27 protein-coding genes and 1 riboswitch are annotated in these 26300 nt (G+C 47.2%); of the genes, 19 read left to right on the top strand and 8 right to left on the bottom strand.

Annotated elements, in window-relative coordinates; genetic code table 11:
* Nucleotides 1-82 precede the first annotated feature (82 nt).
* Nucleotides 83-946, top strand: a complete 864-nt coding sequence (locus LMJ53_RS09525; protein ID WP_229585846.1) for a D-hexose-6-phosphate mutarotase — start codon at nt 83-85, stop codon at nt 944-946.
* A gap of 75 nt (nt 947-1021) precedes the next feature.
* Here LMJ53_RS09525 and LMJ53_RS09520 read toward each other — a convergent pair whose 3' ends face one another.
* Nucleotides 1022-1447 carry a hypothetical protein gene (locus LMJ53_RS09520; RefSeq protein WP_229585845.1) on the bottom strand — a complete coding sequence of 142 codons (426 nt, stop codon included), beginning with the start codon at nt 1445-1447 and terminating at the stop codon, nt 1022-1024.
* A gap of 284 nt (nt 1448-1731) precedes the next feature.
* On the opposite strand from LMJ53_RS09520, the gene ccoN reads away from it, so the two are divergent.
* The 11 genes from ccoN to ttcA all read left to right on the top strand — a co-directional run bounded on the left by ccoN (nt 1732) and on the right by ttcA (nt 11481).
* Complete coding sequence (ccoN, locus tag LMJ53_RS09515) at nt 1732-3159, top strand: cytochrome-c oxidase, cbb3-type subunit I (RefSeq protein WP_229585844.1); 1428 nt, start codon at nt 1732-1734, stop codon at nt 3157-3159.
* 11 nt (nt 3160-3170) lie between these two features.
* Complete coding sequence (gene ccoO / locus LMJ53_RS09510) at nt 3171-3779, top strand: cytochrome-c oxidase, cbb3-type subunit II (RefSeq protein ID WP_229585843.1); 609 nt, start codon at nt 3171-3173, stop codon at nt 3777-3779.
* A 5-nt stretch (nt 3780-3784) separates the two neighbouring features.
* Entirely contained in the window at nt 3785-3967 is a 183-nt protein-coding gene (locus LMJ53_RS09505) for a cbb3-type cytochrome oxidase subunit 3 (protein ID WP_226750978.1), read from the top strand.
* On the top strand, nt 3960-4934 hold the full coding sequence (gene ccoP / locus LMJ53_RS09500; protein WP_229585842.1) for a cytochrome-c oxidase, cbb3-type subunit III: 975 nt from the start codon (nt 3960-3962) through the stop codon (nt 4932-4934). The genes LMJ53_RS09505 and ccoP overlap by 8 nt, the downstream gene beginning before the upstream one ends.
* A 66-nt stretch (nt 4935-5000) precedes the next feature.
* A complete protein-coding gene (locus tag LMJ53_RS09495) occupies nt 5001-5486 on the top strand; it encodes a FixH family protein (RefSeq protein WP_229585841.1) in 486 nt (161 codons plus the stop codon).
* A 14-nt stretch (nt 5487-5500) separates the two neighbouring features.
* The gene (locus LMJ53_RS09490; RefSeq protein ID WP_229585840.1) at nt 5501-7882 is read left to right on the top strand and encodes a heavy metal translocating P-type ATPase; all 2382 of its coding nucleotides are present in this window, start codon (nt 5501-5503) and stop codon (nt 7880-7882) included.
* A complete protein-coding gene (gene ccoS, locus LMJ53_RS09485; RefSeq protein ID WP_226750974.1) occupies nt 7879-8058 on the top strand; it encodes a cbb3-type cytochrome oxidase assembly protein CcoS in 180 nt (59 codons plus the stop codon). The genes LMJ53_RS09490 and ccoS overlap by 4 nt, the downstream gene beginning before the upstream one ends.
* Entirely contained in the window at nt 8048-8722 is a 675-nt protein-coding gene (locus tag LMJ53_RS09480) for a sulfite exporter TauE/SafE family protein (protein WP_229585839.1), read from the top strand. The genes ccoS and LMJ53_RS09480 overlap by 11 nt, the downstream gene beginning before the upstream one ends.
* 35 nt (nt 8723-8757) lie before the next feature.
* Nucleotides 8758-9462, top strand: a complete 705-nt coding sequence (fnr, locus tag LMJ53_RS09475) for a fumarate/nitrate reduction transcriptional regulator Fnr (protein WP_229585838.1) — start codon at nt 8758-8760, stop codon at nt 9460-9462.
* A 97-nt stretch (nt 9463-9559) separates the two neighbouring features.
* Nucleotides 9560-10492: a universal stress protein UspE gene (gene uspE / locus LMJ53_RS09470; protein WP_229585837.1), complete on the top strand. Its 933-nt coding sequence runs from the start codon at nt 9560-9562 to the stop codon at nt 10490-10492.
* Nucleotides 10493-10560: 68 nt separating this feature from the next.
* A complete protein-coding gene (ttcA, locus tag LMJ53_RS09465) occupies nt 10561-11481 on the top strand; it encodes a tRNA 2-thiocytidine(32) synthetase TtcA (RefSeq protein ID WP_229585836.1) in 921 nt (306 codons plus the stop codon).
* Between the two features lie 198 nt (nt 11482-11679).
* Here ttcA and LMJ53_RS09460 read toward each other — a convergent pair whose 3' ends face one another.
* Nucleotides 11680-12555: a glucosaminidase domain-containing protein gene (locus tag LMJ53_RS09460; RefSeq protein WP_229585835.1), complete on the bottom strand. Its 876-nt coding sequence runs from the start codon at nt 12553-12555 to the stop codon at nt 11680-11682.
* Nucleotides 12556-12781: 226 nt separating this feature from the next.
* On the opposite strand from LMJ53_RS09460, the gene LMJ53_RS09455 reads away from it, so the two are divergent.
* Together LMJ53_RS09455 and LMJ53_RS09450 are read left to right on the top strand one after the other, a co-directional pair.
* The gene (locus LMJ53_RS09455) at nt 12782-13999 is read left to right on the top strand and encodes a pyridoxal phosphate-dependent aminotransferase (RefSeq protein WP_229585834.1); all 1218 of its coding nucleotides are present in this window, start codon (nt 12782-12784) and stop codon (nt 13997-13999) included.
* A gap of 114 nt (nt 14000-14113) precedes the next feature.
* A complete protein-coding gene (locus tag LMJ53_RS09450; RefSeq protein ID WP_229585833.1) occupies nt 14114-15508 on the top strand; it encodes an alanine/glycine:cation symporter family protein in 1395 nt (464 codons plus the stop codon).
* Nucleotides 15509-15647: 139 nt separating this feature from the next.
* Here LMJ53_RS09450 and LMJ53_RS09445 read toward each other — a convergent pair whose 3' ends face one another.
* Complete coding sequence (locus LMJ53_RS09445; RefSeq protein WP_420778855.1) at nt 15648-15938, bottom strand: YebG family protein; 291 nt, start codon at nt 15936-15938, stop codon at nt 15648-15650.
* A gap of 190 nt (nt 15939-16128) precedes the next feature.
* Between LMJ53_RS09445 and LMJ53_RS09440 the strand changes: the two genes are divergently transcribed.
* The 3 genes from LMJ53_RS09440 to LMJ53_RS09430 all read left to right on the top strand — a co-directional run bounded on the left by LMJ53_RS09440 (nt 16129) and on the right by LMJ53_RS09430 (nt 18880).
* Nucleotides 16129-17409, top strand: coding sequence for an anti-phage deoxyguanosine triphosphatase (locus LMJ53_RS09440; protein ID WP_229585831.1), 1281 nt, complete (start codon nt 16129-16131; stop codon nt 17407-17409).
* Nucleotides 17410-17424: 15 nt separating this feature from the next.
* Nucleotides 17425-18465, top strand: a complete 1041-nt coding sequence (locus LMJ53_RS09435) for a patatin-like phospholipase family protein (RefSeq protein ID WP_229585830.1) — start codon at nt 17425-17427, stop codon at nt 18463-18465.
* A 91-nt stretch (nt 18466-18556) separates the two neighbouring features.
* A complete protein-coding gene (locus LMJ53_RS09430) occupies nt 18557-18880 on the top strand; it encodes a hypothetical protein (RefSeq protein WP_229585829.1) in 324 nt (107 codons plus the stop codon).
* On the opposite strand, the gene LMJ53_RS09425 is transcribed toward LMJ53_RS09430, so the two are convergent.
* The 4 genes from LMJ53_RS09425 to LMJ53_RS09410 are packed head-to-tail and all read right to left on the bottom strand — an operon-like array spanning nt 18863 to nt 22147.
* Nucleotides 18863-19708: a cobalamin-binding protein gene (locus LMJ53_RS09425; protein ID WP_229585828.1), complete on the bottom strand. Its 846-nt coding sequence runs from the start codon at nt 19706-19708 to the stop codon at nt 18863-18865. The genes LMJ53_RS09430 and LMJ53_RS09425 overlap by 18 nt on opposite strands.
* Nucleotides 19709-20314 carry a cob(I)yrinic acid a,c-diamide adenosyltransferase gene (gene cobO, locus LMJ53_RS09420; RefSeq protein WP_226750961.1) on the bottom strand — a complete coding sequence of 202 codons (606 nt, stop codon included), beginning with the start codon at nt 20312-20314 and terminating at the stop codon, nt 19709-19711. It lies immediately after the preceding gene.
* A gap of 1 nt (nt 20315) precedes the next feature.
* Nucleotides 20316-21326, bottom strand: coding sequence for a FecCD family ABC transporter permease (locus LMJ53_RS09415; RefSeq protein WP_229585827.1), 1011 nt, complete (start codon nt 21324-21326; stop codon nt 20316-20318).
* A complete protein-coding gene (locus LMJ53_RS09410; RefSeq protein WP_229585826.1) occupies nt 21320-22147 on the bottom strand; it encodes an ABC transporter ATP-binding protein in 828 nt (275 codons plus the stop codon). The genes LMJ53_RS09415 and LMJ53_RS09410 overlap by 7 nt, the downstream gene beginning before the upstream one ends.
* Before the next feature lie 84 nt (nt 22148-22231).
* Nucleotides 22232-22403, bottom strand: a riboswitch (cobalamin riboswitch).
* A 220-nt stretch (nt 22404-22623) separates the two neighbouring features.
* Here LMJ53_RS09410 and LMJ53_RS09405 point away from each other — a divergent pair.
* Entirely contained in the window at nt 22624-23175 is a 552-nt protein-coding gene (locus tag LMJ53_RS09405; protein ID WP_229585825.1) for an NADPH-dependent FMN reductase, read from the top strand.
* Between the two features lie 150 nt (nt 23176-23325).
* On the top strand, nt 23326-24066 hold the full coding sequence (locus LMJ53_RS09400; RefSeq protein WP_229585824.1) for a hypothetical protein: 741 nt from the start codon (nt 23326-23328) through the stop codon (nt 24064-24066).
* Between the two features lie 200 nt (nt 24067-24266).
* Here LMJ53_RS09400 and LMJ53_RS09395 read toward each other — a convergent pair whose 3' ends face one another.
* Nucleotides 24267-26285, bottom strand: coding sequence for an alpha/beta hydrolase family protein (locus LMJ53_RS09395; RefSeq protein ID WP_229585823.1), 2019 nt, complete (start codon nt 26283-26285; stop codon nt 24267-24269).
* Between the last annotated feature and the right edge of the window lie 15 nt (nt 26286-26300).

The raw sequence follows: 26300 nt of genomic DNA, 5'->3' as shown, positions 1-26300 counted from the left end.
CAACAGCCAGCCTTTGCTGGCTGTTTGCGTTTAAGCCTATAATAACGTTTTAATAATCACAGCACCGTTGTTGAGGAATAGCATGTCAATCGCCAGCGCACAATTGGGTTTTGCCCATCTTACCGATCTACCCTGTTATCGCTTACAGTTTCAGCAAGCCAGTTTAGTGGTGTCACTGTATGGTGGGCATTTACTGTCTTATCAACCGCAACCAGGGCAAGAAACACTGTGGTTATCGCCACTTGCAAGCTGGCATCAACAACAACCGCTACGCGGGGGTGTACCGATTTGCTGGCCTTGGTTTGGTCCAATTGAAGCCAAATTAAACCCAGAGCAGCAAGCCGTACCCAATCATGGGTTAGTGCGCAATCGAATGTGGACCTTTATCGACAGCCAAGCGCACAGCGATTTTAATAGCCTAACCTTAAGCATCAGTATCGATGATATGCCTGGACATCGGGCTAAAACACTCAGCTTAACGCTTTGCTTGCGGCTTTATACCGATAAGCTCAGTATCACACTCGAATGTGACGAACCCCTGTTACAACAAGCCGCTTTACACAGCTATTTCCAAGTGCCCTCGCTGAGCGCTTGCACTGTGCAGGGGTTGGGTCAGCGCTTTATAGATAAAGTTAGGCAACAACAACACTTTATTGAAGCGGATCCCGTCGTGTTTAATCAAGAAATTGATCGGGTTTATCTTGAGCCAGCAGCGCAGTTAAGCGTGCAAAGCGGTCACTATCAGCTACTTATTGACCAACAAGGGCATGACAGCACCGTGCTGTGGAACCCGGCAGCAGAACGTAGCAAAGCGATGGCGGATTTGCCTGATCACGGTTATCAAGAATTTGTCTGCGTTGAAACGGCACAACTGCAGATGGCTACCCCTAGCCCATTGCAGTTAACACAGACATTGCAGCTAACAAAAACAGAGTCACGGCGCTAGCGCCAAATTGCATCGGCACAACTGCAGATTGATAACCCTAACCCACTGCAAGTTAACAAAGACAGAGTCACAGCGTTAGCGCCAACTGGAGGTGAACTGCAGCTGATGCAGTTCACGTTCACCATCTTGATAATCCAAAATCAATTGTAATTGCCACTGCATATCTGGATCGCGACAAGCGCCCAAGAACAGCTCGGCCTGCCAAGTGGTTAACGCCTCAGGCTGTTCTGCTAATTGCTGGCGCCAGACTAGCGGAATGCGCCCCATATACATGGAAATACCTTGGAGCTCACCACTAATGGCTCGTAAAGGCTTTTGACTTTGTAGACGGAGCTGTAAAGGGGTTTCTACAGGTGCATGCTCTGGAGAGAGCGTGAGTTGCAGCGTCGCGGTTTGCAGCAACAGTAGCTGACTGGTATTCTCGGCGGGTGGTTGACATGCTGTTAACGCCAATAAAAAGAGTAAAGAAATAACAACGTTAAGCGCAGTTCGTATCAACAATTTATTGCCACTAGATTGTGCTAAAACGCTATTTTAACCGTAACAGCATAAAAAAAACCAGCGCAGTCGAAAAGCGATGATAAATTGAACAGTGACTTTGTTCTACATCATAAAAACGGCTGTTTTACCTATCTTTTGACCGGTAAAACTCGTATCATTCGAGCCAATTATAGTAGGTAAGATTAGGCATTGAGAATATTGTGCCGATAGTACCTGCCTATCACAAGAAGGGCCACCTCAAGGTGGTATATTTAGTAACCAGCAAAACTGCAGCGGAACTCAACATGAGCCAGACCAAACCGTTAAATGTTGAATACAACTATAGCGTTGTCCGCCTCTTTGCCATCACTACCGTATTATGGGGTATTGTTGGCATGGTGGTGGGTGTATTACTTGCAGCCCAGTTATACTGGCCAGCGCTTAACTTCGACACCCCGTGGCTGACCTACAGCCGTCTTCGTCCCTTACATACCAATGCGGTTATCTTCGCGTTCGGAACCAGTGCTTTGTTTGCCACTTGTTATTACGTTGTGCAACGCACCTGTCAGGTACGTTTGTTTGCTGAAAAGCTGGCAATGTTTACATTTTGGGGCTGGCAAGCAGTTATTGTTGCCGCGGCAATTACCTTACCTATGGGTATTAGCCAAAGTAAAGAATATGCCGAGCTAGAGTGGCCAATCGATATTTTAATTACTGTCGTTTGGGTGTCGTTCGCTATTGTTTTCTTTGGTACTTTAGCCAAACGTAAAACGAGCCATATCTATGTAGCCAACTGGTTCTACGGTGGTTTTATTATCACGGTTGCTGCGCTGCATATTGTCAACAGCATGGTTATCCCACTGAATTTAGTTAAGTCTTATTCAATTTATGCCGGTGCCGTCGATGCCATGGTGCAGTGGTGGTATGGTCACAATGCGGTCGGTTTCCTATTAACCGCAGGCTTCTTAGGGATGATGTATTACTTCGTACCTAAACAATCAGGCCGCCCTGTTTACTCATACCGCTTATCGATTGTGCACTTCTGGGCACTGATTGCGTTATATATTTGGGCTGGCCCACACCACTTACATTACACTGCCCTGCCAGACTGGACTCAGTCTTTAGGTATGGTGATGTCAGTGATTTTATTCGTACCAAGCTGGGGCGGTATGATCAACGGTATCATGACCCTGTCAGGCGCATGGCATAAACTGAAAACCGACCCCATCTTACGCTTCTTAATCGTTTCCTTATCATTCTATGGTATGTCAACGTTTGAAGGCCCAATGATGGCCATCAAATCCGTTAATGCCTTATCGCACTATACTGATTGGACTATCGGCCACGTGCACTCAGGTGCTTTGGGTTGGGTTGCGATGATTTCAATCGGCGCGATGTACCACTTAATCCCTACTGTCTTTAATAAAGCCGGTATGTACAGCGTAAAACTGGTCAATACTCACTTCTGGTTACACACTATCGGTGTGGTACTTTACATCGTTGCTATGTGGATCAGCGGTATTATGCAAGGCATGATGTGGCGTGCAGTGAACACTGACGGCACCCTGACTTACAGCTTTGTACAAAGCCTTGAAGCCTCTATGCCCTTCTATCTGATGCGTTTTATCGGTGGTGTATTCGTCGTAACAGGTATGTTAATCATGGCCTACAACGTATACAAAACGGTAAGTAGTAAACATCCCGCTGCACAGCCTGCAGTGGCGACGGCTTAAGGAGACTGACCATGCAAAAGAATCATCATGAAAAAGTCGAAAAAAGCGTGGGTTTGTTAGGGGTGTTAACAATCGTCGCGATCAGCTTCGGTACCCTGGTACAAATTACACCTTTGATGTTTATGGAAGAAACCACGCAACCGATTGATGGCTTAAAGCCTTATACGGCGCTGCAGATGGAAGGTCGTGATATCTTCATTCGTGAAGGTTGTACCAACTGTCACAGCCAGATGGTGCGTCCATTCCGTGCTGAAGTAGAACGTTATGGTCACTACTCTGTTGCCGGTGAAAGTGTTTGGGAACACCCATTCTTGTGGGGTTCCAAGCGGACGGGGCCAGACTTAGCCCGTGTGGGTCAACGGTATAGTGACGACTGGCATTATGCTCACTTAATGGATCCTCGTTCAGTGGTGCCACAGTCAAATATGCCAGCTTACCCGTGGTTAGATGCTAACCTGCTTGATGGCAAGTATACCGCGAAAAAATTAGAAATATTCCGTAAGTTCGGCGTGCCATACACGGATGAAGATATCGCTGGTGCAGCTGAAGCAGTGCAAGGTAAAACTGAAATGGAAGCCCTGATTGCGTATCTGCAATCACTGGGCACAGCCTTAAAGTAATCGCCATGGAATTTGCAACAGTTCATAGCATTCTGACAGTGATTCTGTTCGTCGCGTTTGTTGCTTTCGTTATTTGGGCTTACAGTAAAAAACGTAAGTCCGATTTCGACGAAGCAGCCAACCTTGTTTTTGATGACGAGCCAGAATCAAAAAAACAACATTCTAAACGGGAGTCGGAGCATGAGTAGCTTCTGGAGTCTTTGGATTTGGGTACTAACCATCCCAGTATTGGTGCTGTGTTTAGTCCTGATCATGTGGAACTTAAAAAACTATGTCGGTGTGCCTGAAGATGAGACCACTGATCACGAAGTGGATGGCTTAAAGGAATTTAACAACCCACTACCAAAATGGTGGACGTACATGTTCCTTGCCACCTTAGTCTGGTCGGTGTTTTACTTAGCCGCCTATCCAGGTTTAGGTAATTACAAAGGTTTCTTAGGTTGGACCAGCTCTAACCAAGGTATCAAATCTTTGGAAGAATCTCGCCAAGCGGTATTACAAGCGCAAGCTGAAGGCCGTAACGTACAGTTAGATATGGAAGTGGCTAAAGCGGATGAAGTGTATGGCCCCGTATTTCAACAATTTGCTCAGCGCGATGTGTTGGACTTAGCCTACGATCCAGAAGCGTTAAAGATTGGCCAGCGCTTGTTCTTACAAAACTGTGCCTTATGTCATGGTTCTGATGGACGCGGCCAACGTGGCTTCCCAAATTTAACCGACAACGATTGGTTATATGGTGGCACAGCAGACAAGATCAAAGAAACCTTATTGCACGGTCGTAAAGCCGCCATGCCAGGTTGGGAAGCCGCACTTGGTGACCAAGGCATCAAAGAGATGACCGCTTATGTTCTGCAGTTATCGGGTCGTGCTGTTAACGAAAAAGATGCGGAAGCCGGTAAAGCGAAATTTGGTATGTGTGCTGCCTGTCACGGTGTTGATGGTCGTGGTAGCGTCGCGCATAACTTACCTTTCGGTGCCCCTAACCTAACGGATAACATTTGGTTATATGGCGGTTCTTCAGCCACTATCGAAGAAACACTGCGTTTAGGTCGTTACGGTGTAATGCCGGCCTTTAAAACGACGTTAGGCGAAGACAAGGTGCATATCCTAACGGCTTATGTGTATCGACTGTCTAATCCGGAAGACTTGCGCTAAACCGCACAGCAATCCGAAGCGCACTAAGCCCCGTAAAGGGGCTTAGTTTTATGAACGAGGTGAGTTATGCAAGAAGATACTAAACCCTGGTATAAATACGCTTGGACCTGGGTGTTAATCGCCATCCCTGTGGTCACCGCATTAAAAGCCGTTCACACCGTTGTGGTGATGCAGCAGCATAAGCCTGAAATCGTCATTGACGACTATTATCAAGCCGGTAAAAGTATCAATATGCAGCTGGCGAAATATCGCGAAGCCGCCCTGCGCAATATGGATGCACGTATTTTGGTCGCCGGTAATCGGGCGGTCATTCGATTTACTGAAAACCAAGTATTGGGTGAAACCATTCATCTTGATTTTTACCACCCTACCCTAGGCGCACATGATTTTGCGGTAGATGCCGAACGCAGTGGCGAGCTACTGTATGTGGCAACATTACCTATCACGCCAGACGGCCGTTGGCGTTTAACCGTATCAGACAAATCCGAAGAATGGCGACTACGCGCCAACTTAACACTGCCGGCAGAACAAGAAATTAAACTGGGTTATTAAGAAGGATAACGGCTGTGGCAGCAGTTAGGTGTTTTCATTGCCATGAAACGGTTCACACCGGCGAACGTTTTACTTTAAACGTTGACGGGCAACAACATTATTTTTGCTGTGCTGGCTGCCAAGCCGTTGCTGATACTATCTTTAATAATGGTCTTGCCGATTATTATCGTTTTCGAACGGCTGCAGCCAGTAAGATCGATGCCCTACCTTTGGATCTCAGCGCCGAATTAAGCCAATTTGATAACGAGGCGGTCTTAGCCGATATCAGTCAGCAGCATGATGAGCTAACCGATATTGAATTGTCCATCAGTGGTATGAGCTGTGCAGCTTGTGCTTGGCTAATCGAAAAACAACTTCGCAAACTGCCTCAGCTCCACAGTGTGAGCATTAACGCCTCAACCCAGCGAGCATTGCTGCGGTTTGATAGTAAGCAGCTGTCGCTAAGCGCTATTTTACAACGTATCAACGAGATTGGTTATCAAGCCAGCCCCTTTGTGGCCGATCAAGAAGAGCACAAATTCAAACTCGAGCTTAACCGTTATCTAAAGCGGCTGGCGGTATCCGGCATTTTAACCATGCAAGTGATGATGCTGGCTTTTGCGCTGTATTTTGGCGAATACACTGGCATTGAAACAGCCCATGAAGGCTATCTGCGCTGGATCAGTTTGCTTTTAACGATCCCTGTGGTGCTGTATGCCGCTAAACCTTTTGTAGTCAGTGCTTGGCGCAGTATTAAAGCACGACAAATGAATATGGACGTGCCGGTTACGCTGGCCTTGTATTACACTTTTTTTGCGTCTGCGTATGCCACCGCGATGCAAACCGGCGAAGTGTATTTTGAATCCGTTTGTATGTTTACCTTCTTGCTGCAATTAGGCAAATTCTTTGAATTCCGCGCGCGTGCGCAAGCCCGCGAAGCGACCAGTAATTTATTAAAAATTATGCCGGTTACGGCCACCCTTTACACCGAGCAAGGGCCACAGCCCACATCGGCTCGGCGCTTACAAACGGGCGATATCATCTTAGTTAAAGCCGGTGAAACCCTGCCCGCCGATGGCATAGTAAAAGACGGGCAAAGCTCAGTTGATGAGTCGATGTTAACCGGTGAATATCGCGCGATCAGTAAAACAATTGGCGATACAGTATTGGCCGGTAGTGTTAATCATGATGGTTTATTACAGGTGCAAGTAAGCCGAGTATTAGCCCATTCGCGCTTAGGTCAAATCATTCAATTACAACAACTGACGCTGAGCCAAAAACCGAAACTAGTTGAAAAAACCGACCAATTAGCCAAGTATTTTGTTGAGCGTTTGTTGGTGATCGCCCTGCTCACTTTCTTACTTTGGTATTTCTTGTGGGATCCCAGCCGCGCATTTTGGGTCACCCTATCGGTGTTAGTCGCCACCTGCCCTTGCGCCCTTAGCTTAGCGACCCCCACGGCGATAACCTGTGCCTTGGCCAGATTAAATCGACAAGGCGTGCTGATTAAAAATGCCCAAGTGCTAGAGGTTTTACCCAACATTAGCCATATCGTGGTAGATAAAACCGGCACCTTAACTGAAGGTAAATTTAGCTTACAACAGGTGCACAGGGTCAACCCTGCCCTCGCTGAAACCGATTTACTAAACTTAGTGGCCAATTTAGAACAATATTCTGAGCATCCGATTGCCCGGGCCTTTGCGCCGTATTTAACGCAGCCCCTAACATTAAACGACGTACAGGTAGCCATTGGCGCCGGTATTCGTGCTCGTTGGCAAGGCCAGCAACTCAAAGTAGGCAGCGCACAATTTTGTGGCGTACCGGCAGAGCCAGAATGGCAGGTGTATTTTACTCTCGATAACCAACTGCAAGCCAAGTTGCAACTCGTCGATAAATTACGCGAAGAAGCGACGGCGTTAATTCAGCAACTGCAGCAGCAAGGCTATAAACTGGGGATGTTAACCGGTGATCACTCGGTACAAGCAGAACAATTAACCGCAGCGTTAAAACTCGACTTTATGCACAAAGGTTGCAGCCCTGAAGATAAAGTCACCGAGATCCAACAATTAATCGCTGCAGGTGCCAAAGTACTGATGCTCGGTGACGGTATTAACGATAGCCCGAGCTTTAACGCTGCGCATATTTCGGTTGCGGTGCAATCTGGCACCGATTTATCGAAAAACCAAGCTGACGTCGTATTTTTAAAAGCCGATTTACGCTTATTACAAAACCTCCTTCAAGGTGGCAAACAAACCGCCCGAGTGATCAAACAGAACCTTGGCTGGTCAGTGGGCTACAATCTGGTTATTATCCCTCTAGCCGTTGCGGGTTTTGTTTCCCCTTACATTGCCGTGATTGGCATGTCGTTTAGCTCGCTGTTAGTGGTATCCAATTCATTGAGGTTACTGAAAAAATGAGCATTATCTATGTACTGATCCCGATTGCCATCCTGTTTGTGGCTATTGGCATTGGTATTTTCTTTTGGGCGGTGCGCTCAAAGCAATTTGAAGATTTAGAAAAAGAAGGCTTAAGTATCTTGTTCGACGAAGATAAGCCCAAAGCGACACCACCGAACAAGCCTGATGAACATTGATTATGTCGCGGCGCTGCTGATTGGTTTTTTAGGCAGCAGCCATTGTTTAGTCATGTGCGGTGGTATTGTTGCCGCCTTGCAATTTGCCATGCCATCCCAAAGTGCTTGGCAAAAGTTTCGCTTACAAGTGTTGTTAAGCCTTGGCCGCTTGATTACCTATGCCTGCTTTGGTGGCTTGGTCGGTTATTTTGGTGCGACCGCCATGGGCATAACCGGGGCCACTTTTATTGGGTTGCGTTTATTGGCCGGCTTATTATTACTGGCGATGGCGCTGTATATTGCTAGGCTTTGGTTTGGTTTAACCCGCTTAGAGCGCGCAGGGCAAGGTTTATGGCGTTTCATCCAACCTTATACCAAACGCTTATTACCGCTTGATAGCAGTGGTAAAGCCCTAAGCTATGGCATGTTATGGGGCTTTTTGCCTTGTGGCTTGGTTTATTCGACCCTTAGTTGGAGTTTAGCCAGCGGCAGTGCCAGTAGCGGTGCACTGATCATGTTACTTTTTGGTGTCGGCACCTTACCGGCGTTACTGGTATTTGGCTCCGCGGCTAATAGCTTAGTCAAACTAAAAAACCAATTATGGTTTCGTTACAGCGCGGCATTATTGTTAGCGGTTTATGGTATTTATACAATATGGCTTGCTTTGCATAGACTAGTTTTTTAAGCTGTTACCCTATTAAGGGTAAAAGGGTGTGTGTGATGCAACGTTCAGCTATAAATTGTCAGGATTGCGGTTTTAGTCAGCTGTGTTTACCGTTTTCGCTCAGTGAGCAAGAAATGAGCAAACTTGATGATATCATTCAGCGTAAGCGCCCTTTGCACAAAGGTGACATGTTGTTTGAAAGCGGTAACGAGCTTAAATCGTTGTATGCCATCCGCACGGGATCTTTTAAAACCTTTACGCTCACCTCACAAGGTGAACAGCAAATCACCGGCTTTCATTTACCTGGCGATGTCATTGGTTTTGACGCCATCAATACTGAAAAACATGCCAGCTATGCTGAAGCCCTAGAAACCGGTATGATTTGTGAAATCCCCTATCAAAACCTTGAAAGTCTGTTAGGTCAATTACCTAAACTGCGCCAGCAAATGATGCGCTTAATGAGCCAAGATATTCAATCTGATCAACAAATGATGTTGCTGTTAAATCGTAAAACTGCAGAGCAAAAATTGGCAACATTTTTAAATCATTTGGCTTCGCGTTATGGCAATCGTGGTTTTTCTGAAAAAGCCTTCCGGCTTAGTATGACCCGCAGCGACATTGGTAATTATTTGGGCTTGACCGTAGAAACCATCAGCCGCTTGCTCAGTAAAATGCACAAAGATGAAATTATTCAAGTTGATGGCAAGCTCATCACTATTTTGGATGCCCCTAGCTTAACCGCGCTTTCAGGCCAGTGTTAACGCCCCTTAACTTGATATAGCACAAACATAAATCCCACTTAATCGCTTATCTTGGTCTACACTTAGATAAGCTTATTGACTTAAGAGGGAAGCTTTAATGTCTATTTACAATAATGTGTTAGTGGTTTTAGATCCGATCGCTGATGAGCAAAAAGCGCTCGATAGGGCCATCGAACTTGCCCGCAAGCAAGGCTGTCAACTGACCGCTTTTCTTAGTGTTTATGAATTCTCTTACGAGATGACCACCATGTTATCGGGTGACGAGCGCGAATCGATGAAACAGTCGGTGATTAAAGATCGCGAGCTTTGGGTCAAAACCTTATTAGAACAACCCAGCGCCTTGGGTTTAGACATCAAAATGCACGTGGTTTGGCACAATCGCCCCTTTGAAGCCGTGGTGAAAACCGTTTTAGATAATGATTATGATCTCGTGATCAAGGGGACGCATGATCATGATGTTTTAAAATCGATGATTTTTACGCCGACCGATTGGCATATTTTGCGTAAATGTCCTTGCCCAGTATTGTTAGTTAAAGATCATGCTTGGCCTGCTAAAGGCAATATCATTGCTGCCGTTAATGCCGGTAGTGAGCAAGAGCATCACCTGTCATTAAATCAACGGGTGATCCACAAAGCACAACAAATGTCGCAATTACTCGATGCTAAGGTGCATTTAGTCAATGCCTATCCTGGCACCCCGGTGAATATCGCGATTGAGATCCCCGAGTTTAATCCACAAGAATACAATGACACCTTACGCCGCCATCACAAAGAAGCGATATTAAGTCTGGCCGACAAACATCAAATCAGCAAAGATCAATGTCATGTATTAGAGGGTATGCCAGAAGACGTGATCCCGAAACTGGCCAAAAAGCTGGATGCCGAAATGCTTATTATCGGCACTATTGGGCGTACGGGCTTATCTGCGGCGATCATTGGTAATACCGCTGAACATGTCATCGACCGCCTAGATTGCGATGTGTTAGCCATGAAACCCGCTGACTTTATTTGTCCGCTTGAAAAAAGCTAACTATCAGACTTTGGTAAAGGCGCGAGGTTGGGTATAATGAGCGCCTTTTTTCTGGCGGGTAGTTACTGATGTCGCACGCAGCACAAGCAAAAGCTCAATACAATCTGAACAAATTACATAAAAGATTGCGCCGGGGCGTGGGTCAAGCCATTGCTGATTTCGGCATGATTGAAGAAGGTGATAAGATCATGGTCTGCCTTTCTGGCGGCAAAGACTCTTACACCATGCTCGATATCCTGATGAATTTACAGCAATCCGCGCCGGTAAACTTTAGCCTTATTGCCGTTAACCTCGATCAAAAACAACCTGGCTTCCCTGCTGAGGTATTACCTCAGTATTTAAACCAGCTGGGTATTGAATATCTGATTGTTACTGAAGATACCTACTCGATAGTCAAAGATAAAATTCCAGAGGGTAAAACCACCTGTTCGCTGTGTTCACGTTTGCGCCGGGGCATTTTATATCGCACCGCAAAAGAGCTGGGCGCCACTAAAATTGCGTTAGGCCATCATCGTGACGATATGCTTGAAACCCTGTTTTTAAACATGTTTTATGGTGGCAAGATGAAGTCGATGCCGCCTAAACTGGTCAGTGACAACGGTGAGCATATCGTGATCCGGCCTTTGGCTTATTGCAAAGAAAAAGACATTGAAAAATACGCTGTCGCGCGTGAGTTTCCGATCATCCCTTGTAACCTTTGTGGCTCACAAGACGGCCTGCAGCGCCAAGTGGTCAAAGAGATGCTGCAAGATTGGGATAAACGCTTTCCAGGGCGCATAGAAACCATGTTTCAAGCCATGCAAAACATCGTGCCATCACATTTAGCAGATAAATCGCTGTTTAATTTCGCAGGGCTGACGAAGGGCGACGCTTTAGTGACTGAGGGTGATTTAGCATTTGATAAAGCGACTATCCCCAGCATTCCGGTTGGCTTAGAAATAGATAGTGATGATGAGCAGCCGCTGCTACAAGCGGTCGAGTTAAACTAACCCCTGATTATCGCTGCGCTTTAACTTGGCATCATGCTGTTGGAGCGCAGCCTTTCGCTTTGGCATAGCGGCGCGCTATGCCTGTCTGCTTTTGATAACCATGCTGCACCTTGGCTTATGCGCATTTGGCTGCTTAGCTGTGATGTCCAGCTAAACGATACCCAACAGCATATCGCAGCGCTGGCAATAGCGAGCAGCTTAATCCTCTAAAAAACGTCGATTGTAACGGATCATGGCGGTTATCTCTTCGATGTACTCTTCACCGCGCTCAGAATAAGCATGCAGCCCATGCGCTAATGCTTCACCACGTAAGGGGCGATCCTGCTCACGCAACTTCCAGCGGATTTGGCGTAACGACTCATAGGTATGAAAAGTATTCAGATTATAAAAATAACTGCTAATCGCTGCGGAGGCATCTTCAAATCGGGCCACTTCGTGAAACTGATCTTCAGCACGATTTAATGGCACCAGGCCACAGCCCTCCCGAAAGCACCATTGCCCAAAAAAGTTATAGCCTTCCACGGCAAAACGACTGGTACCCCAAGCCGACTCATTGGCTGCCTGCATTAAGACTAAACTCTCCGGAATAATATCCACGCGCAGCAGTAATTCTTGCAGCGATGCCATATCCGTTTCGGTAATATCTAAGCGGAACTCATCATACAAACTATAAAGAAAGGCATATTCGTCGATATGTAAGCGCATATTCTTACGCTTTTTATCTTCAATTTCTAATAATTGCTCGCGCAATAACAGCAAGCGTTGATTCTCGCGACGCACATGAGGGCGCAAATAATCAAAAAAAGCTTTTTTCTTTTTACGGACATCTGTAATGGCATTAAAGTCCGGTAACGGCCGAGCGGGGATTTCAGAGCGAGGATAAGCCAACCGCTGTAGCAGTTTTTTCTGATCAGCCTGCGATAATGCAGACAGCCGAGTTGGGATCTGCCATTGCTCGAAAGACTCGAGCGAATCGCTTTCTTTTAGTGGTTCGAGTTGGCTAAAAGGGCTTAACGTGGCAATCAGCACCCCTAACCAAAACAACACCAGCAATAATTTTCGGAAAAACAGCATTAACCACCTTTGTCATGAAACAACAATTCAACACTATTAGAACGTATTATTATAATTTAACCTGCCATTCTACCGCCTTAGTCTGCTAGATTCGACCAAAAGTTGCTACGCTGGGTTTTTTTACGCATTTTATGCTGAAATCATTGCAAATTTAGTCTGTCTGATAAAAACTGGCTTAATAAGATTTAGCTGTCTGGATGGATATAACGGGGTAAATGGCGAAGATATGAAACCAATTGAACGTTCAACTAAGTTAGATGGGGTATGTTATGACATCCGTGGGCCCGTTGCTCGAGAAGCCAAGCGCATGGAAGAAGAAGGTCATCGGATCCTAAAACTCAATATTGGTAACCCTGCCCCTTTTGGTTTTGAAGCACCCGATGAAATTCTCAAGCACGTTATTCATAATTTGCCAACGGCACAGGGCTATTCTGATTCACAAGGTATCTATCCGGCGCGAGTGGCTGTCGCGCAATATTATCAACAACGGGGTATTCGTGGTGCCGATGCCGATGATGTTTATATCGGTAATGGCGTCTCTGAACTGATTTTGATGGCCTTACAAGGTTTATTGAATACCGCCGATGAAGTGTTAGTGCCGATGCCCGATTATCCGCTGTGGACTGCCGCGGTTAATTTAGCGGGGGGCAAAGCGGTACATTATTTATGTGATGAACAACAAGACTGGTATCCTTCACTTGAGGATATTAAAGCGAAGATCAGCAAAAAAACCCGTGCTATCGTGTTAATCAACCCGAATAACCCAACCGGTGCGGTGTACAGCCCAGAATTCTTACGTGAACTGCTTGAAATCGCCCGGCAACATAAGCTGGTGGTGATGAGTGATGAGATCTACGACAAAGTCTTATACGACGGTACCGAGCATGTCAGCACGGCAGCATTAGCAGATGATTTAGTAATGCTGACCTTTGGTGGCTTATCTAAAAATTACCGCATAGCCGGTTTTCGCATCGGTTGGTTGTTTATCTCTGGTGCGAAAAAGCTCGCCAAAAACTATATCGAGGGTTTAAATATCCTGGCCTCGATGCGCTTATGTGCCAATGTGCCCTGTCAGCACGCCGTGCAAACGGCACTGGGCGGCTATCAAAGCATTAATGAACTTACCGTTCCTGGTGGCCGTTTATACGATCAAATGGATTTGGCGCACAAGTTGGTCAATGAGATTGATGGCGTAAGCTGCATGCGCCCAAAAGGCGCCATGTATCTCTTCCCCAAAATTGATTTAAAGAAATATCAGATTAAAGATGACGAACTGTTTGTGTTAGATTTTTTACGGCAACACAAAGTGCTGTTAGTGCATGGTCGCGCCTTTAACTGGCCAGAGCCGGATCACTTTAGGATTGTTACACTGCCGCATAAAGATCAATTACGACAGGCAATTAGTAAGCTTGCACAATTTTTACCCAGCTATAGTCAAGAATAAAACATGACGCTTTAACAGCTTCATCGGTAAAAATGCCGTGTTTGACACATCACTGTTGTCAGCACGGCGTCAAGCAGGTATGCTCGGCCAGGTTGTAGCCATCTGGATAGCAAAATGTCTGCTGAATACTCTTTTCAATCTCTGTTTGAAGCTTTTACGACGCAACTTGCCGCAGTCGTATTTTACGCCTTTTCCTTTAATGGCGTGGATATTCCCTTGGTCATGATTTGGCTGATCAGCGGTGCCATCATTTTTACTCTGTACCTCGGGTTTATTAATATTCGTGGCTTTCGCTATGCGATTGGCCGCTTATTCGCCAAACCAGAACGCGATAGCGCCGGTGAAATCTCCCCTTATAAAGCCCTAACCACCGCCCTCTCTGGTACGGTGGGTACAGGTAATATTGCAGGTGTGGCGATTGCTATCAGCCTTGGCGGCCCTGGCGCGACGTTTTGGATGATCATGGCCGGTTTATTGGGTATGTCGACCAAGTTTGTCGAATGTACCTTGGCTGTGAAGTATCGTCAGCAAAACGCCGACGGCAGTATCTCGGGTGGCCCGATGTTCTACATTAAGGCGGCGCTGGATAAATACCACTTACCGCGCTTGGGCTCCGCTTTGGCCATCTTCTTTTCTATTGCTGTTATCTTTGGCTCGGCCGGCTTTGTGCATGTAAACCAAGGCTTTGTGCAAGTAGAAAGTGTAACGGGCTTTGATCAGCCCTGGCTGTTTGGGGTGATTTACGCGGCGCTAATTGGCGCAGTGATTATTGGCGGTATCAAAAGTATTGCCAATGTCACCAGTAAACTGGTGCCTTTTATGTGTGCCATTTACTTGCTGGCTGCCTTGGTGGTGATTGCACAGCATTTACCTGCCGTGCCCAGCGCCTTGCTGTTAATCGTACATAGTGCCTTTGCGCCCGATGCGGCCTATGGTGGTTTTATTGGCGTGTTGATCCAAGGTTTTCGGCGCGCCGCTTACTCGAATGAAGCAGGCATTGGCTCGTCACCTATCGCGCATGCGGCAGCCCGAACCAAAGATCCTATCTCGCAAGGCTTTGTCGGCTTGCTCGAACCCTTTATTGATACGGTACTAATTTGTACCATTACCGCTTTGGTGATTATTTTAACTGGGGCTTATCAATTACAAGGGCTGGATGGCGTACAAATTACCTCGGGTGCCTTTGCTACGGTATTTGATTGGTTTCCGATAGTCTTGATGGTGGCGTTGTTGCTGTTTGGTTTCTCAACCGTGCTTAGCTGGTCTTATTATGGCTTAACCGGCTGGCGTTACATTATGGGTACCGGCCCAAAAATGACCACGCTGTATAAGATTTTATTCTGTGGCATGGTATCGATGGGCGCAATACCCAGCATTATGGCAGTGTTTGATTTTATCGATTCAATGATTTTCTTAATGGCGATCCCGAATATTCTGGCCCTGTATTTACTGCTGCCAGAGGTAAAAGCCGATTTAAATCGTTATTGGCAAAACCGCGATAAACACTAGATCGTGTTGAGGTAGGCTAAGCCTGGTTGCGCAACTGAGGCTTGTGCTGCCAATAAGAGCAACACCTTGCCTTTGGCGCTTCACGCGCGCAGACAAGGTGTTGCCTTAGTCGTATTGGCTAGGAAGGCTGAGCTAAGGGTTAAGCCGCTTGCTCGGTTTTACTGCTTTTCTTTACGGCCGTTAACTCTGCTGCGCTTTGCTGCGACTTCTCGCTGACTTTAGGCTCTTTCGCTGCCGTTTTTGCTGGCGCTTTTTTGGCACCTAAGGCAATTAATACCGCGTCTTTTTGCTGCGCTAAATATAACGCCAAGGTTTCAGTTTGTTGTTCGTCAGCGATTAAAGCGCTGTCTTGAAGTAATAGTTGCAAAGCATCTGCCGTATCGAGCATTTTGTCATAGGCATCCGCCTCAGCTTTTGAGGTAAACGTCATTTTTTCTACTCCATTTCGCTCTACAACATATTTGGTGATTACCGCCATCGTTTTACCCTCTGCTAGAAAACTGTTTATTTATACAGTATAAATAAGACCCTGTCCAGCGCTCGCATCTGAGCTGTAATTGCATTACTATCATCACTATAACAAGGCCTAATCGAACTATAGCGATTTCAGCGGAGGATTTATGGGTTCAGTTTGGTCAGAACGGCGGTCGGCGGCACCCGGTAGTCGCCCGTTAGATCATCGTACGCCATGGCAACGAGATCGGGCTCGTGTGTTACATTCAGCTGCCTTTCGTCGTTTGCAGTCTAAAACGCAAATTCTTGGTATTGGTCAAAATGACTTTTACCGCACGCGGTTAACCCATTCTTTAGAAACCGCGCAAATTGGCACCGGTTTACTCAATCAATTACGCCTAAACGCGGATGATACCGTACGCGCCTTTTTACCCGAAGACAACCTAATGGAAGCGCTGTGTTTAGCGCATGACTTAGGTCACCCTCCTTTTGGGCATGGTGGCGAAACAGCACTTAATTACAAAATGCTGGCCTACGGTGGCTTTGAAGGCAACGGCCAAACCTTACGTATTGTCAGTAAATTAGAACCTTATACTGAACATCACGGTATGGATTTAACACGCCGCACCTTACTGGGATTATTAAAATATCCGGTGCTACAACCGATGCTGACAGCACCAACCCAGCTCGATAACCCATTAAGTTTAGCGCCGTGGAAACCCGCAAAGGCGATTTTTGCGGCTGACAGTGCTATTTTAGATTGGATCTTAGCGCCACTAAGCGCAACCGATCGCCAAGCGTTTCAACAAACCCAAGTACTGGATGACTCACCGTGGCAAAAATCGCGCTATAAATCCTTAGATGCGTCGATTATGGAGCTGGCCGATGACATCGCTTACGGTGTACATGATCTTGAAGATGCTATCGTGCTAGGTAATATCAGCTTTAGCCAATGGCAACAGTTTACCGCTGAGCCCTTTGCTGCACTGCACCACGAGCAACAACAAGCACTGCAGGCCGTTGGCGTTAAGTTGTTTGCTAAGGCGCATCACTTGCGCAAAGATGCAATTGGCTCCTTGGTAAATCAGTTAATTACGTCGGTATCTTTATATGAAAGCCTACCCCGCTGCGAAGAGCCGTTAATTCGTTTTAATGCCTGCCTAGCTGAAGCCGAGCAACATATCTTACAAACGCTGAAACAACTGGTCTATCGTTGTGTGATCCAACAACCGACCATTCAACAATCACGCTTTCGTAGTCAAAATATGTTATTGAAATTATTCGATGCTTTTGCCTCTGATCCCCAACGTTTATTGCCGCTTAACACGCAGCAACGTTGGTTAGATGCCTCGGACAAAACTGCCAAGCAGCGGGTCATTTGCGATTATATTTCAGGCATGACCGATGATTATGCCGAGCGGATGTATAGCAGCTTATTTGGTAGTTAAACTGAGGGCGTAAGAGTGCAAAGACCACTTCGGGTTCTCGCAGGCCAACGCGCCTTTACACAGATCCAACAACAGGGCTTACACGCTGATGATATCAGCGTAATGATTGGCGCCAGCGGTGGCCCTAAATGGTTTTGCCTGTATGGGCTTGATCAGTATCTGCTTACACAATTTTTTAAAAACCGCAGCAAGCCATTGCACCTGCTGGGCAGTTCTGCCGGTGCTTGGCGCTTTGCTTGTTACGCCCAGCAAGATGGTGCAGCTGCATCAAGCCGCTTTGCTCAAGCCTACTCTGAAATTCGCTTTCCGCCGCAGGCCGACATCAAACTGATCACGCAGATCTCACAAAATATTATTAAGCAGATCCTGCCGGATAAAGACAGTATTCAACAGGTATTGCAGCACCCGGTTATGAAGTTAAATTTAATAGTTGACCGCGCTAAAGGCTTAAACCGCAGCAACCGCCCTTGGCTGCAAGGCACGGGGTTGATGCTCGCTGCTGGGGCGAATTTATTAAATCGACGATTGTTACGGCATTTTTTTCAGCGTATCCATTTTCATGTCGCCGGTGAAGCGGCGCCTTTTTTCCACAGTGCGGATCTCCCAACCGAACACGTGTTACTAAATGAACACAATTTATCCGCCGCGGTGATTGCCAGTGGCGCCATTCCGATGGTGCTAGAGCCCGTTTTGGATATTCAAGGTGCAGGCCAAGGACACTACTTTGATGGTGGTATCACCGATTATCATTTTAATCAGCAATTTAGCAGCGAAGGCTTGGTGCTCTATCCGCATTTCTACCCCGACTTAACGCCAGGCTGGTTTGATAAAGGTTTAAAATGGCGCAGAGCCAATCGTGCTTATCTTGATAATGTGGTGATTCTCTGCCCTAGCCCAGCTTGGATCAGCAGCTTACCTCACGGTAAAATTCCCGATCGTAAAGACTTTAAACTCAACGAGCCACAGCGCATCCAAGCCTGGCAAACGGTGCTAAGTCGTTCACATGAACTCGCCGACGCCTTTGCCAGTGGCCAATATCAGCTAGAGCGGCTGTAACGTTATTTTTAACTGGCTATTTGTTAGCCGAGGTTGTATTTTTGTCACCTTATCAGCAACAAAAAGGATGTTTTGCAAATGGAGCGGCACAATGTTATCAACTAAATGGATAGTTTTAGGCGGCAGCTTGCTGCTTGGTAACCTGTTATCGGGTTGTACCGCTTTAGGGATGCTCGGTGATAGCCAGCTTCAAAGCGACAACAGGCGCGTGGTGCAAGATCAACAAACCGGGCAAAGCAAAACCGTCGAACCCCCTTCACTGTTAACTGAACTGGGCCTTGCGGTAGATAGCGCGGTGATTGAAGGCGTGAAAAAGCTCGGCAAAGACGAGCAGCCCAAAGAAATTTGCAAGCACAACGGTCACTTCAACGAATGCCGACCGCTAGGCAAGCAACGCTCAGATATTATCGACTGAGCCACGATAAGGTTCTAGCCCTTCGCACAAGGCCTGCATGGCATCGAGCATACGTGGGCCTGCTCGATACACCCAATCCGCATTTAAACTAACAAAAGCCTGATTTTTTACCGCGGGCAGGTTGGGATAGCGCTGCCAAAACGCTGCTGTTGCCGCCTGCTGTGGTTGAATAATCACCGTGGGTTGGCGTACTAATAATTGCTCTAACAATGGCTGCGGATAATCGCCTTTAGCATCAGCGAAAATGTTATCACTGGCACACTCACGTAATAGTTGCGCAGGCCATGCCGAATTGGCGACCGTCGTTAACGGGGCCACCCCCATGGCATAAAACACCCTTGGCCGCGGTTTATGCGCATAGGCTTTACGCAACGAGGTTAAGCGGTGCTGAAACGCTGCCGCTTGTTGCTGACCTAACTGTGCATGCCCGAGTAAGGCACCGAGCTGCTTTAACTCCAGTGCAATATCATCAAGCGTGACCGGATCAGAATAAGCCACCTGAATACCAAATTGCTGCAAGCGTTCAAGATCCTGCGCCGGATTGCCGCTGCGCCAGGCAAGCACCAGATCCGGTTTTAAGGCTAAAATGGCCTCAATATTTAAGGCCGCAAAACTGTTCACCCGCGGTAATGCTAAGGCGGCTTCAGGATAATCACTGTAATCACTCACGGCAATTAATTGCTCGCCCGCCCCCACCGCATACACTAATTCCGTAATGTGTGGCGCCAGACTGATCACTCGCTGCGGCGCGGCAGCGAGCGGCAAAGCGACTAGTGCTAAAATAACGCCACTAAACCAAAGTCGCGACACTCGGTGTAATAATCGCATTTACCAATCCAAACCTTGTTGTGCTTTCACACCAGCGTCAAACGCATGTTTTACTGCTTGAATTTCGCTAACGGTATCGGCTAATTCCAAGATACGTCGATGACAAGCGCGACCGGTTATCACCACATGTTGTTTAGCTGGGCGCTGCATCAGCGCTTTTTCAATGCGTTCTAGTGGTAAATAATGATAACTGAGCATGTAGGTAAGCTCGTCTAGTAACACCAAATCGAGCGTATCGTCGGCTAAAAAGCGCTCGGCATCTTGCCACACTCGCTCGGCCGCTTCGATATCTGCCGCTTTGTCTTGCGTATCCCAGGTAAAGCCCGTTGCCATCACCGAGAACTCAACGCCATGTTGTTGCAGTAAATTACGTTCACCACAAGCCCAACTGCCTTTAATAAATTGCACCACTGCCGCATTCAGGCCATGCCCGACCGCGCGTGCCACGGTGCCAAAACCGGCAGTTGATTTACCTTTGCCGTTGCCGGTTATCACTAACAACAAGCCTTTTTCAATATTGGCTCGTGTTACGGCGGCATCAACATACTCTTTTAAGCGTTGTTGCCGTGCCTGATGGCGTTGTTGTTTTAATTCATCTGCACTCATGCTATCCACCTTGTTGTAACTGTCGCCGTAAAATAATCAGAAAGAATACACTGCCAAGCACCGAGGTGATCACCCCTAGTGGAATTTCTTGCATCGCTAACAGGCTACGCGCGGCATTATCCACCCACATCATAAAAATGGCCCCAAATAGCGCCGAGCCCAGTAATAATGGCACTGCCGTTACCCCCATAAAATAACGCACCATATGCGGCACCATTAAGCCCACAAAGGCGATACCACCACACTGCGCCACAATACAGGCAGTGACTAACGCGGTAAGCAGTAATAACACCAGCCGCAGACGCTGTGTATTCACGCCCAAGCTGCGGGCACTGTCGTCTGATAATAACAAGGCATCCAATTGCCGCCTGACCGCCAATGCCACCACCAGCAATACCAACACGGCGGGCGCAATTAATGCCACACTGTGCCAATCGGTTCGACTTAAGCTTCCCATCATCCAAAAAATAACCCGATTAGCCGCAAAAGGCTCAGCAAAATACAGAATAAAGCTGCTTATCGCGCTGAGCATAAATGACACCGCCACCCCAGCGAGTAAGGTCACTTCCATTTTTTGTAGCCGATTACCCATACAGGCAATAAACACCAACAGCACCGCAAGCAGTGCCCCTAAAAAGGCCGCCAACGCCATGCTGATCAGTTGATCGGGTAGCACAATACTGACAATGGTCGCCCCTAACCCAGCACCAGCCATTAAACCAAATAAATAAGGATCAGCCAGTGGATTACGACTGACGTTTTGTAAAACGGCACCGGCCACAGCCAAGCCTGCCCCCACTAACATGGCGACCAGTAAACGAGGTAAACGAATTTGCCAGATAATCGTCTGGGTCAGAGGCTCGCTCACTGCTTGGCCAGTTAAGGCGAGCAGCAACTCACGCCAACTGATCGCGACACTGCCAATCTGCAAACTGAATAGTAAACTCAGCACCAATAAACCGCTTAACAGCCATAGCCAGGCTTGCTGACGGGGTTTTAACTGTTTTAGCATGGGCTTGGCACTCCGACTTTCGCGTGCGCGAGCTCAGGTATAAAGGTCACTTGCAGCCAGCCATAATCGGCTTGCGATGACACCACGCAAGGCAAACCAAAAACCTGCTGTAATAATGCAGGGCGCAAAACGTCGTGTGGCGTACCATAGGCGCGCACCCTACCGTTTTCCAATAACAATAGCTTGTGGCAATAACGTGCGGCTAAATTCAGATCGTGCAAACAACAAATAATGGTTTTATTCAGCCCCTGTAGCAGTTGCAATACCTGATGTTGGTATTTCACATCCAAATGATTGGTCGGCTCATCCAATAATAAAATAGTCGCTTGCTGCACCAAAGCGCGTGCTATATAAAGCCGCTGTAATTCGCCCCCCGATAAAGTATCGGCGCGCAGCTGCGCTTTATCAGCTAAACCCACTTGCTGCAATGCTAACCTTACCTGCTGCTTGTCTTGGGCACTGGTGCCCTCATACCAGCGCTTATGTGGTAACAAGCCCATCGCCGCAACTTGCTCACAAAACAACCCCTGCGGTGCACTGCTGATTTGTGCCACGGTGGCAACTTGCCGCGCTAAAGCTTGTGCACTCTGCTGCTGCAACGGCTGGCCAGAAAGTAAAATTCGGCCACTATTCGGCGCAAAACGGCCATTTAGTAGTTGTAATAAACTACTTTTACCCGCGCCATTTGGGCCGATAATACCAACGACTTCATTAGGGGAAATAGTCAACGTAATCTGGTCGAGCGCCAGCACAGAGCCTGTGCTACGCGAATTGGGATACGCTAAACAAAGCTGGTCTAGAGTATAAATGGCGGCTGTCAAAACAATATCCTGTAGTTGCTCGCAGGCAGCATCCTACAGCCCGTTTGACACAGGTGGCAGGCCGCTACCGTGTTTTCCCGCACGGGGGCATTTTTACACCAAGGCAGGTATCCTGACTGACTACGATAACCCATGTTTCGCCTTCCCGTTAAGTGGCCTTGAAACACAGCGTAGTTTACAGTTGCGGGTACAGTTCAGGGTTCGCACCTGATTCCCTATGTTAAGCTTTAAGCTCACCTTAGCGTTTAAGCGTTGCTTGTTATCAGAGAGCAACGCTGAGTATTGTAACAGTAAAAGGTCAAAGCAGATATCGGATTACTGCTTTGCTTTTTTGCGGTTTACCGGTGAAATTGTTTACGCATTTGGTTAACTTTTATCCTGCAATTTTAACGATAACTGCTAGGCTTAAGCTATTTATCAAACCTGAACGCGGCAAGCCTCAAGGCTAAACACCTGACATGGAGCATCCTATCACTATGACAAAAACACTCAACGTCTTGGCCATCGGCGGCAGTTTACGCGCTAAATCAACTAATCGCGGTATGTTGCTATGGGCGCAAGCACACGCACCTCAGGGTATGAAAATTCACCTGGCCGACTTATTGGATGTGCCCTTTTATAACGCCGATTTAGCGGAAAAACCCGCTGCTGTCAGCCGGTTACTTAACGATTTCGCCCAAGCAGATGCATTAATTCTGGGCTGCCCAGAATACAATTACTCACTGGCCCCCGCCTTAAAAAACGCGCTAGATTGGGCCTCGCGTGAACCTGATAATTACCTATTACGTGGCAAGGCGGTGGCTATTATGGGAGCGGCAGGGGGCATGGGTAGCTCGCGCGCGCAATATCATTTACGACAAGTCTGCGTGTATCTCGATTTACACCCGTTAAATAAACCCGAAGTTTTTGCCAATGCGTTTAGCGGCGCTTTTGACAACGAAGGACATTTAATTGATAGTAAAATCCAAGAAAATATTAAACAACAACTGCTCGCGTTAGCGGCATGGCAACAAAAGCTGCAGCCGTAAACTGATAACACGTTGCCCGTGAGGGATATTTTTAGCGCCCTATTAGCTGAACGGGTAACACTATTCGCCTGACGTTGCTTTATTAACTCATAAATAGCCGCACAGCATCTCGCAAGATGTTTTAACGCTGAGACTAAACGGATTGATCTGATGAAATGGCTGCTACTTTTTAGCATAATGATCTGGAGTGTATCGTACGCCGAAACGGTAGAAACATTGCCGTCGCAGCTGCAATTTCGCCAAGCGCTAACCTCACCCGCAGCACAATATAGCCAAGCTTTGTTGTCGGAAGCCTATCGGCGTTTAAATATTGATGCGCACTTTATTGATATTCCGTTTGGCCGAAGTTTATTAGAGTCGAACAAAGGCAGCTTAGATGGCGAGCTGGCACGGGTGCTGGATGTCACTAAGCATTACCCTAACCTCGTCGCAGTACCCTATGTATTGTTTGATACCAAGGTCTATTTGTATATCAATCAGCAACGCTGTGCAAAATGCAGCCTAAACGATGTGCCAAGCTTGGCTTATGTCCGAGGCTCTTTGGTGCTGGAAGAAATCTTAAAAAAGCTGCCGCCTTCGCGCCAAGTGATTAGCTCTGGCAGTATCGAAAGTACCAAAAATTTATTCTTAACCGGCAAAGTCGATGCCGTGATTTTTGCGGCTTATCAGCTAAATGCACAAAGCCATTTCCCGATTAACGAGCAATTTATTTTGAGCTTACCCGATTACCATCTACTGCATCGCGACCACAGTGCCTTATTAGAGCCCTTGGCGAATATGCTATTTGAATTAGAACGTGAAGGCTTCACCGAAAATTTGCGTCTCTATTTTGGCATTGCCGCCCCAAGACGACAACTGCAAGCGGGGCAGCAACCCTTTGCTTACTATTAACCGCGGCATGACCGCATAACAAAGCCCCGCTGATCGGTCATACCGAGCAGTTTAGTGTTAAGCAAAATGCGGTTTACTCAGTCAACACGCCATGAATCATCCCTGAGGATTCTTTGCGGCCATCCATGGCCTGCAACGGTTGATTTAGCGCAAACAGCTCATGCTTAACTTACGTGCATTACGCTTAACGGAGCTTATGTTTAACGTGTATATTTATCTAACCACTGAAACACTTCGTTGTACCAACGCACGCGGTTATCCGGGTTTAAGATCCAATGGTTTTCATCTGGAAAGATCACCAACCGTGAATCAATGCCTTTTCGTTGTAAATTAGTAAAAGCCCCTAAGCCCTGAGCATAAGGCACACGGAAATCTTTTAAGCCGTGGATCACCAACATCGGTGTTTGCCACTTTGCGGCATGCGCCGCCGGATTAAACTTTTGATAATCTGACTCAGCCTGCCAAGCTGGGCCCCCTAAATCAAACTCAGGAAACCACAGCTCTTCTGTGCTGCCATAAAAACTTGGCATATCATATAAACCGGCGTGGTTAACTAAGCATTTAAAGCCCTCCGGCCAGTTACCGGCGATCCAATTCATCATGAAACCACCGTAGGATGCACCCAGCGCACAAGCGCGCTCACCATCAATCCAAGGTTGAGCTTGCACAATATACTCAAAACCTTTTTGCAGATCGATTAAGGGCTTACCACCCCAATCACGGCTAATTGCATCAGTAAAGGCTTGACCATAACCGGTAGAGCCATGGAAATCGACCATGACCACCGCATAGCCTTTAGCCGCATACATTTGCGCATTCCAACGCTCGTTAAACATATTACCGAAGCTACCTTGTGGCCCACCGTGCACCAAAAATGCCATCGGATACTTTTTGCCTGGCTCAAAATTCCACGGCTTCACTAAATAGCCGTATACGGTGGCATCATTTGCCCCCTTAAAGCTGAACTGCTCGTAATCACCAAACTGCACCTGCTCGCGCCAGCGGGCGTTCACATCGGTTAATTGTTGTAATTGCGAACCATCGGGCCCGGTTTGAAAAATTTCTGCTGGCATATTTAAGCGATGATTGGTAAACACAATTTTATCGCTGGCAACCTGTAAGTTAGCGGCATAGCCATCACCATACACTTTGACGACATCACCAAAGCTGGTGTTGATGGCATAAATGCTATATTGCCCCACATCTTGGGTAGTCACATAAATAGTACGATTATCTAAGCCAAACTGATAATCAGAAATCGAGCGATCCCAGTTTGGCGCCACTTCTTTCTTCTCACCGGTCACCAGATCCAACAACATTAAGCCAAAGCGATCGGCTTCAGCGCCGGGTTTCTTCATGGCCAAATAAGCCATAAAACGGCCATCGATGGAGAATTTCGGTTTTGCATCCCAAGCGGGATTATTGGCGGTTAAATTGACTTTTTCGCCACCGCTAATCGGTACCTGGAAAATATCATAATTGGTATGCCAGGCTTGATCGACGGCAGGGATCTTGGCACTAAACACCAGTTGCTGATTGTCTGGCGTAAAAGCCACTTCGCTGATCCCAGCGATATCGGTATTCCAATCTGCCATCACATTTTTGGCATCGGTCAGCACTTTATCACTGATGGTGGCGATATGCAGATGTTCACGATATTGATCGCGCCAATGATCCCAATGCCGAACCATTAGCTGGTCATAAGCCAAGGCACTGTCTTTTTTCTCGGCGTCTTTGGCTTGGGCGTCCAAAGTACATTGCAACGTTTGGCAGCCCGGTTTCACGGTCAACGCTAACGCCAGGGTTTTGCCATCCGCCGCCAGTTTAAACGCATTTACGGGTACTGGCAGTTGGGTGACTTGTTGTGCTTCACCACCGTCTAACGACAACCGCCAAATTTGATTACTGCCACTACGATTGGCAATAAAGAAAATACTCTGGCCGTTAGGATGCCACTGCACTGCAGTTTCACGGCTACTGTGTGTAGTCAGGCGTTTGACACTGCGATTTTCACCTAGCGTCATTAGATATAAATCATGGCTGGTATCGGCGGGCGCAAAACCGCCATTGCTCTGGCTGTAAACCACCGCTTGACCATCTGGCGCTAACGCCACATTACCCACTTTATTAAATTGGTTTAGGTGCTCGACCGTCAGCGGCCCCTTTGCCATGGCCGTACTGCTTAAAATACAGGCAGCCAGTAACGTCAGTTTTTTCATCAGTTCCCTCGGTTA

Origin of the sequence: Rheinheimera sp. UJ51 (assembly GCF_020819615.1) — a bacterium.
In the GTDB taxonomy this organism is placed as follows: domain Bacteria; phylum Pseudomonadota; class Gammaproteobacteria; order Enterobacterales; family Alteromonadaceae; genus Alishewanella; species Alishewanella maricola.
Note: the sequence above shows the minus strand (reverse complement) of the source record. Positions and strands in the feature narration are given on the sequence as shown.

What these genes read in the sequence shown, in the direction of transcription:
- ttcA (WP_229585836.1), top strand. Translation starts at nt 10,561, where the DNA reads ATGTCGCACGCAGCACAAGCAAAAGCTCAATACAATCTGAACAAATTA.
- LMJ53_RS09525 (WP_229585846.1), top strand. Translation starts at nt 83, where the DNA reads ATGTCAATCGCCAGCGCACAATTGGGTTTTGCCCATCTTACCGATCTA.
- uspE (WP_229585837.1), top strand. Translation starts at nt 9,560, where the DNA reads ATGTCTATTTACAATAATGTGTTAGTGGTTTTAGATCCGATCGCTGAT.
- LMJ53_RS09505 (WP_226750978.1), top strand. Translation starts at nt 3,785, where the DNA reads ATGGAATTTGCAACAGTTCATAGCATTCTGACAGTGATTCTGTTCGTC.
- LMJ53_RS09395 (WP_229585823.1), bottom strand. Translation starts at nt 26,285, where the DNA reads ATGAAAAAACTGACGTTACTGGCTGCCTGTATTTTAAGCAGTACGGCC.
- LMJ53_RS09450 (WP_229585833.1), top strand. Translation starts at nt 14,114, where the DNA reads ATGTCTGCTGAATACTCTTTTCAATCTCTGTTTGAAGCTTTTACGACG.
- LMJ53_RS09425 (WP_229585828.1), bottom strand. Translation starts at nt 19,708, where the DNA reads ATGCGATTATTACACCGAGTGTCGCGACTTTGGTTTAGTGGCGTTATT.
- LMJ53_RS09455 (WP_229585834.1), top strand. Translation starts at nt 12,782, where the DNA reads ATGAAACCAATTGAACGTTCAACTAAGTTAGATGGGGTATGTTATGAC.
- LMJ53_RS09495 (WP_229585841.1), top strand. Translation starts at nt 5,001, where the DNA reads ATGCAAGAAGATACTAAACCCTGGTATAAATACGCTTGGACCTGGGTG.
- LMJ53_RS09405 (WP_229585825.1), top strand. Translation starts at nt 22,624, where the DNA reads ATGACAAAAACACTCAACGTCTTGGCCATCGGCGGCAGTTTACGCGCT.
- cobO (WP_226750961.1), bottom strand. Translation starts at nt 20,314, where the DNA reads ATGAGTGCAGATGAATTAAAACAACAACGCCATCAGGCACGGCAACAA.
- LMJ53_RS09440 (WP_229585831.1), top strand. Translation starts at nt 16,129, where the DNA reads ATGGGTTCAGTTTGGTCAGAACGGCGGTCGGCGGCACCCGGTAGTCGC.
- LMJ53_RS09445 (WP_420778855.1), bottom strand. Translation starts at nt 15,938, where the DNA reads ATGACGTTTACCTCAAAAGCTGAGGCGGATGCCTATGACAAAATGCTC.
- LMJ53_RS09460 (WP_229585835.1), bottom strand. Translation starts at nt 12,555, where the DNA reads ATGCTGTTTTTCCGAAAATTATTGCTGGTGTTGTTTTGGTTAGGGGTG.
- LMJ53_RS09480 (WP_229585839.1), top strand. Translation starts at nt 8,048, where the DNA reads ATGAACATTGATTATGTCGCGGCGCTGCTGATTGGTTTTTTAGGCAGC.
- ccoP (WP_229585842.1), top strand. Translation starts at nt 3,960, where the DNA reads ATGAGTAGCTTCTGGAGTCTTTGGATTTGGGTACTAACCATCCCAGTA.
- LMJ53_RS09415 (WP_229585827.1), bottom strand. Translation starts at nt 21,326, where the DNA reads ATGCTAAAACAGTTAAAACCCCGTCAGCAAGCCTGGCTATGGCTGTTA.
- ccoN (WP_229585844.1), top strand. Translation starts at nt 1,732, where the DNA reads ATGAGCCAGACCAAACCGTTAAATGTTGAATACAACTATAGCGTTGTC.
- LMJ53_RS09430 (WP_229585829.1), top strand. Translation starts at nt 18,557, where the DNA reads ATGTTATCAACTAAATGGATAGTTTTAGGCGGCAGCTTGCTGCTTGGT.
- fnr (WP_229585838.1), top strand. Translation starts at nt 8,758, where the DNA reads ATGCAACGTTCAGCTATAAATTGTCAGGATTGCGGTTTTAGTCAGCTG.
- ccoO (WP_229585843.1), top strand. Translation starts at nt 3,171, where the DNA reads ATGCAAAAGAATCATCATGAAAAAGTCGAAAAAAGCGTGGGTTTGTTA.
- LMJ53_RS09400 (WP_229585824.1), top strand. Translation starts at nt 23,326, where the DNA reads ATGAAATGGCTGCTACTTTTTAGCATAATGATCTGGAGTGTATCGTAC.
- ccoS (WP_226750974.1), top strand. Translation starts at nt 7,879, where the DNA reads ATGAGCATTATCTATGTACTGATCCCGATTGCCATCCTGTTTGTGGCT.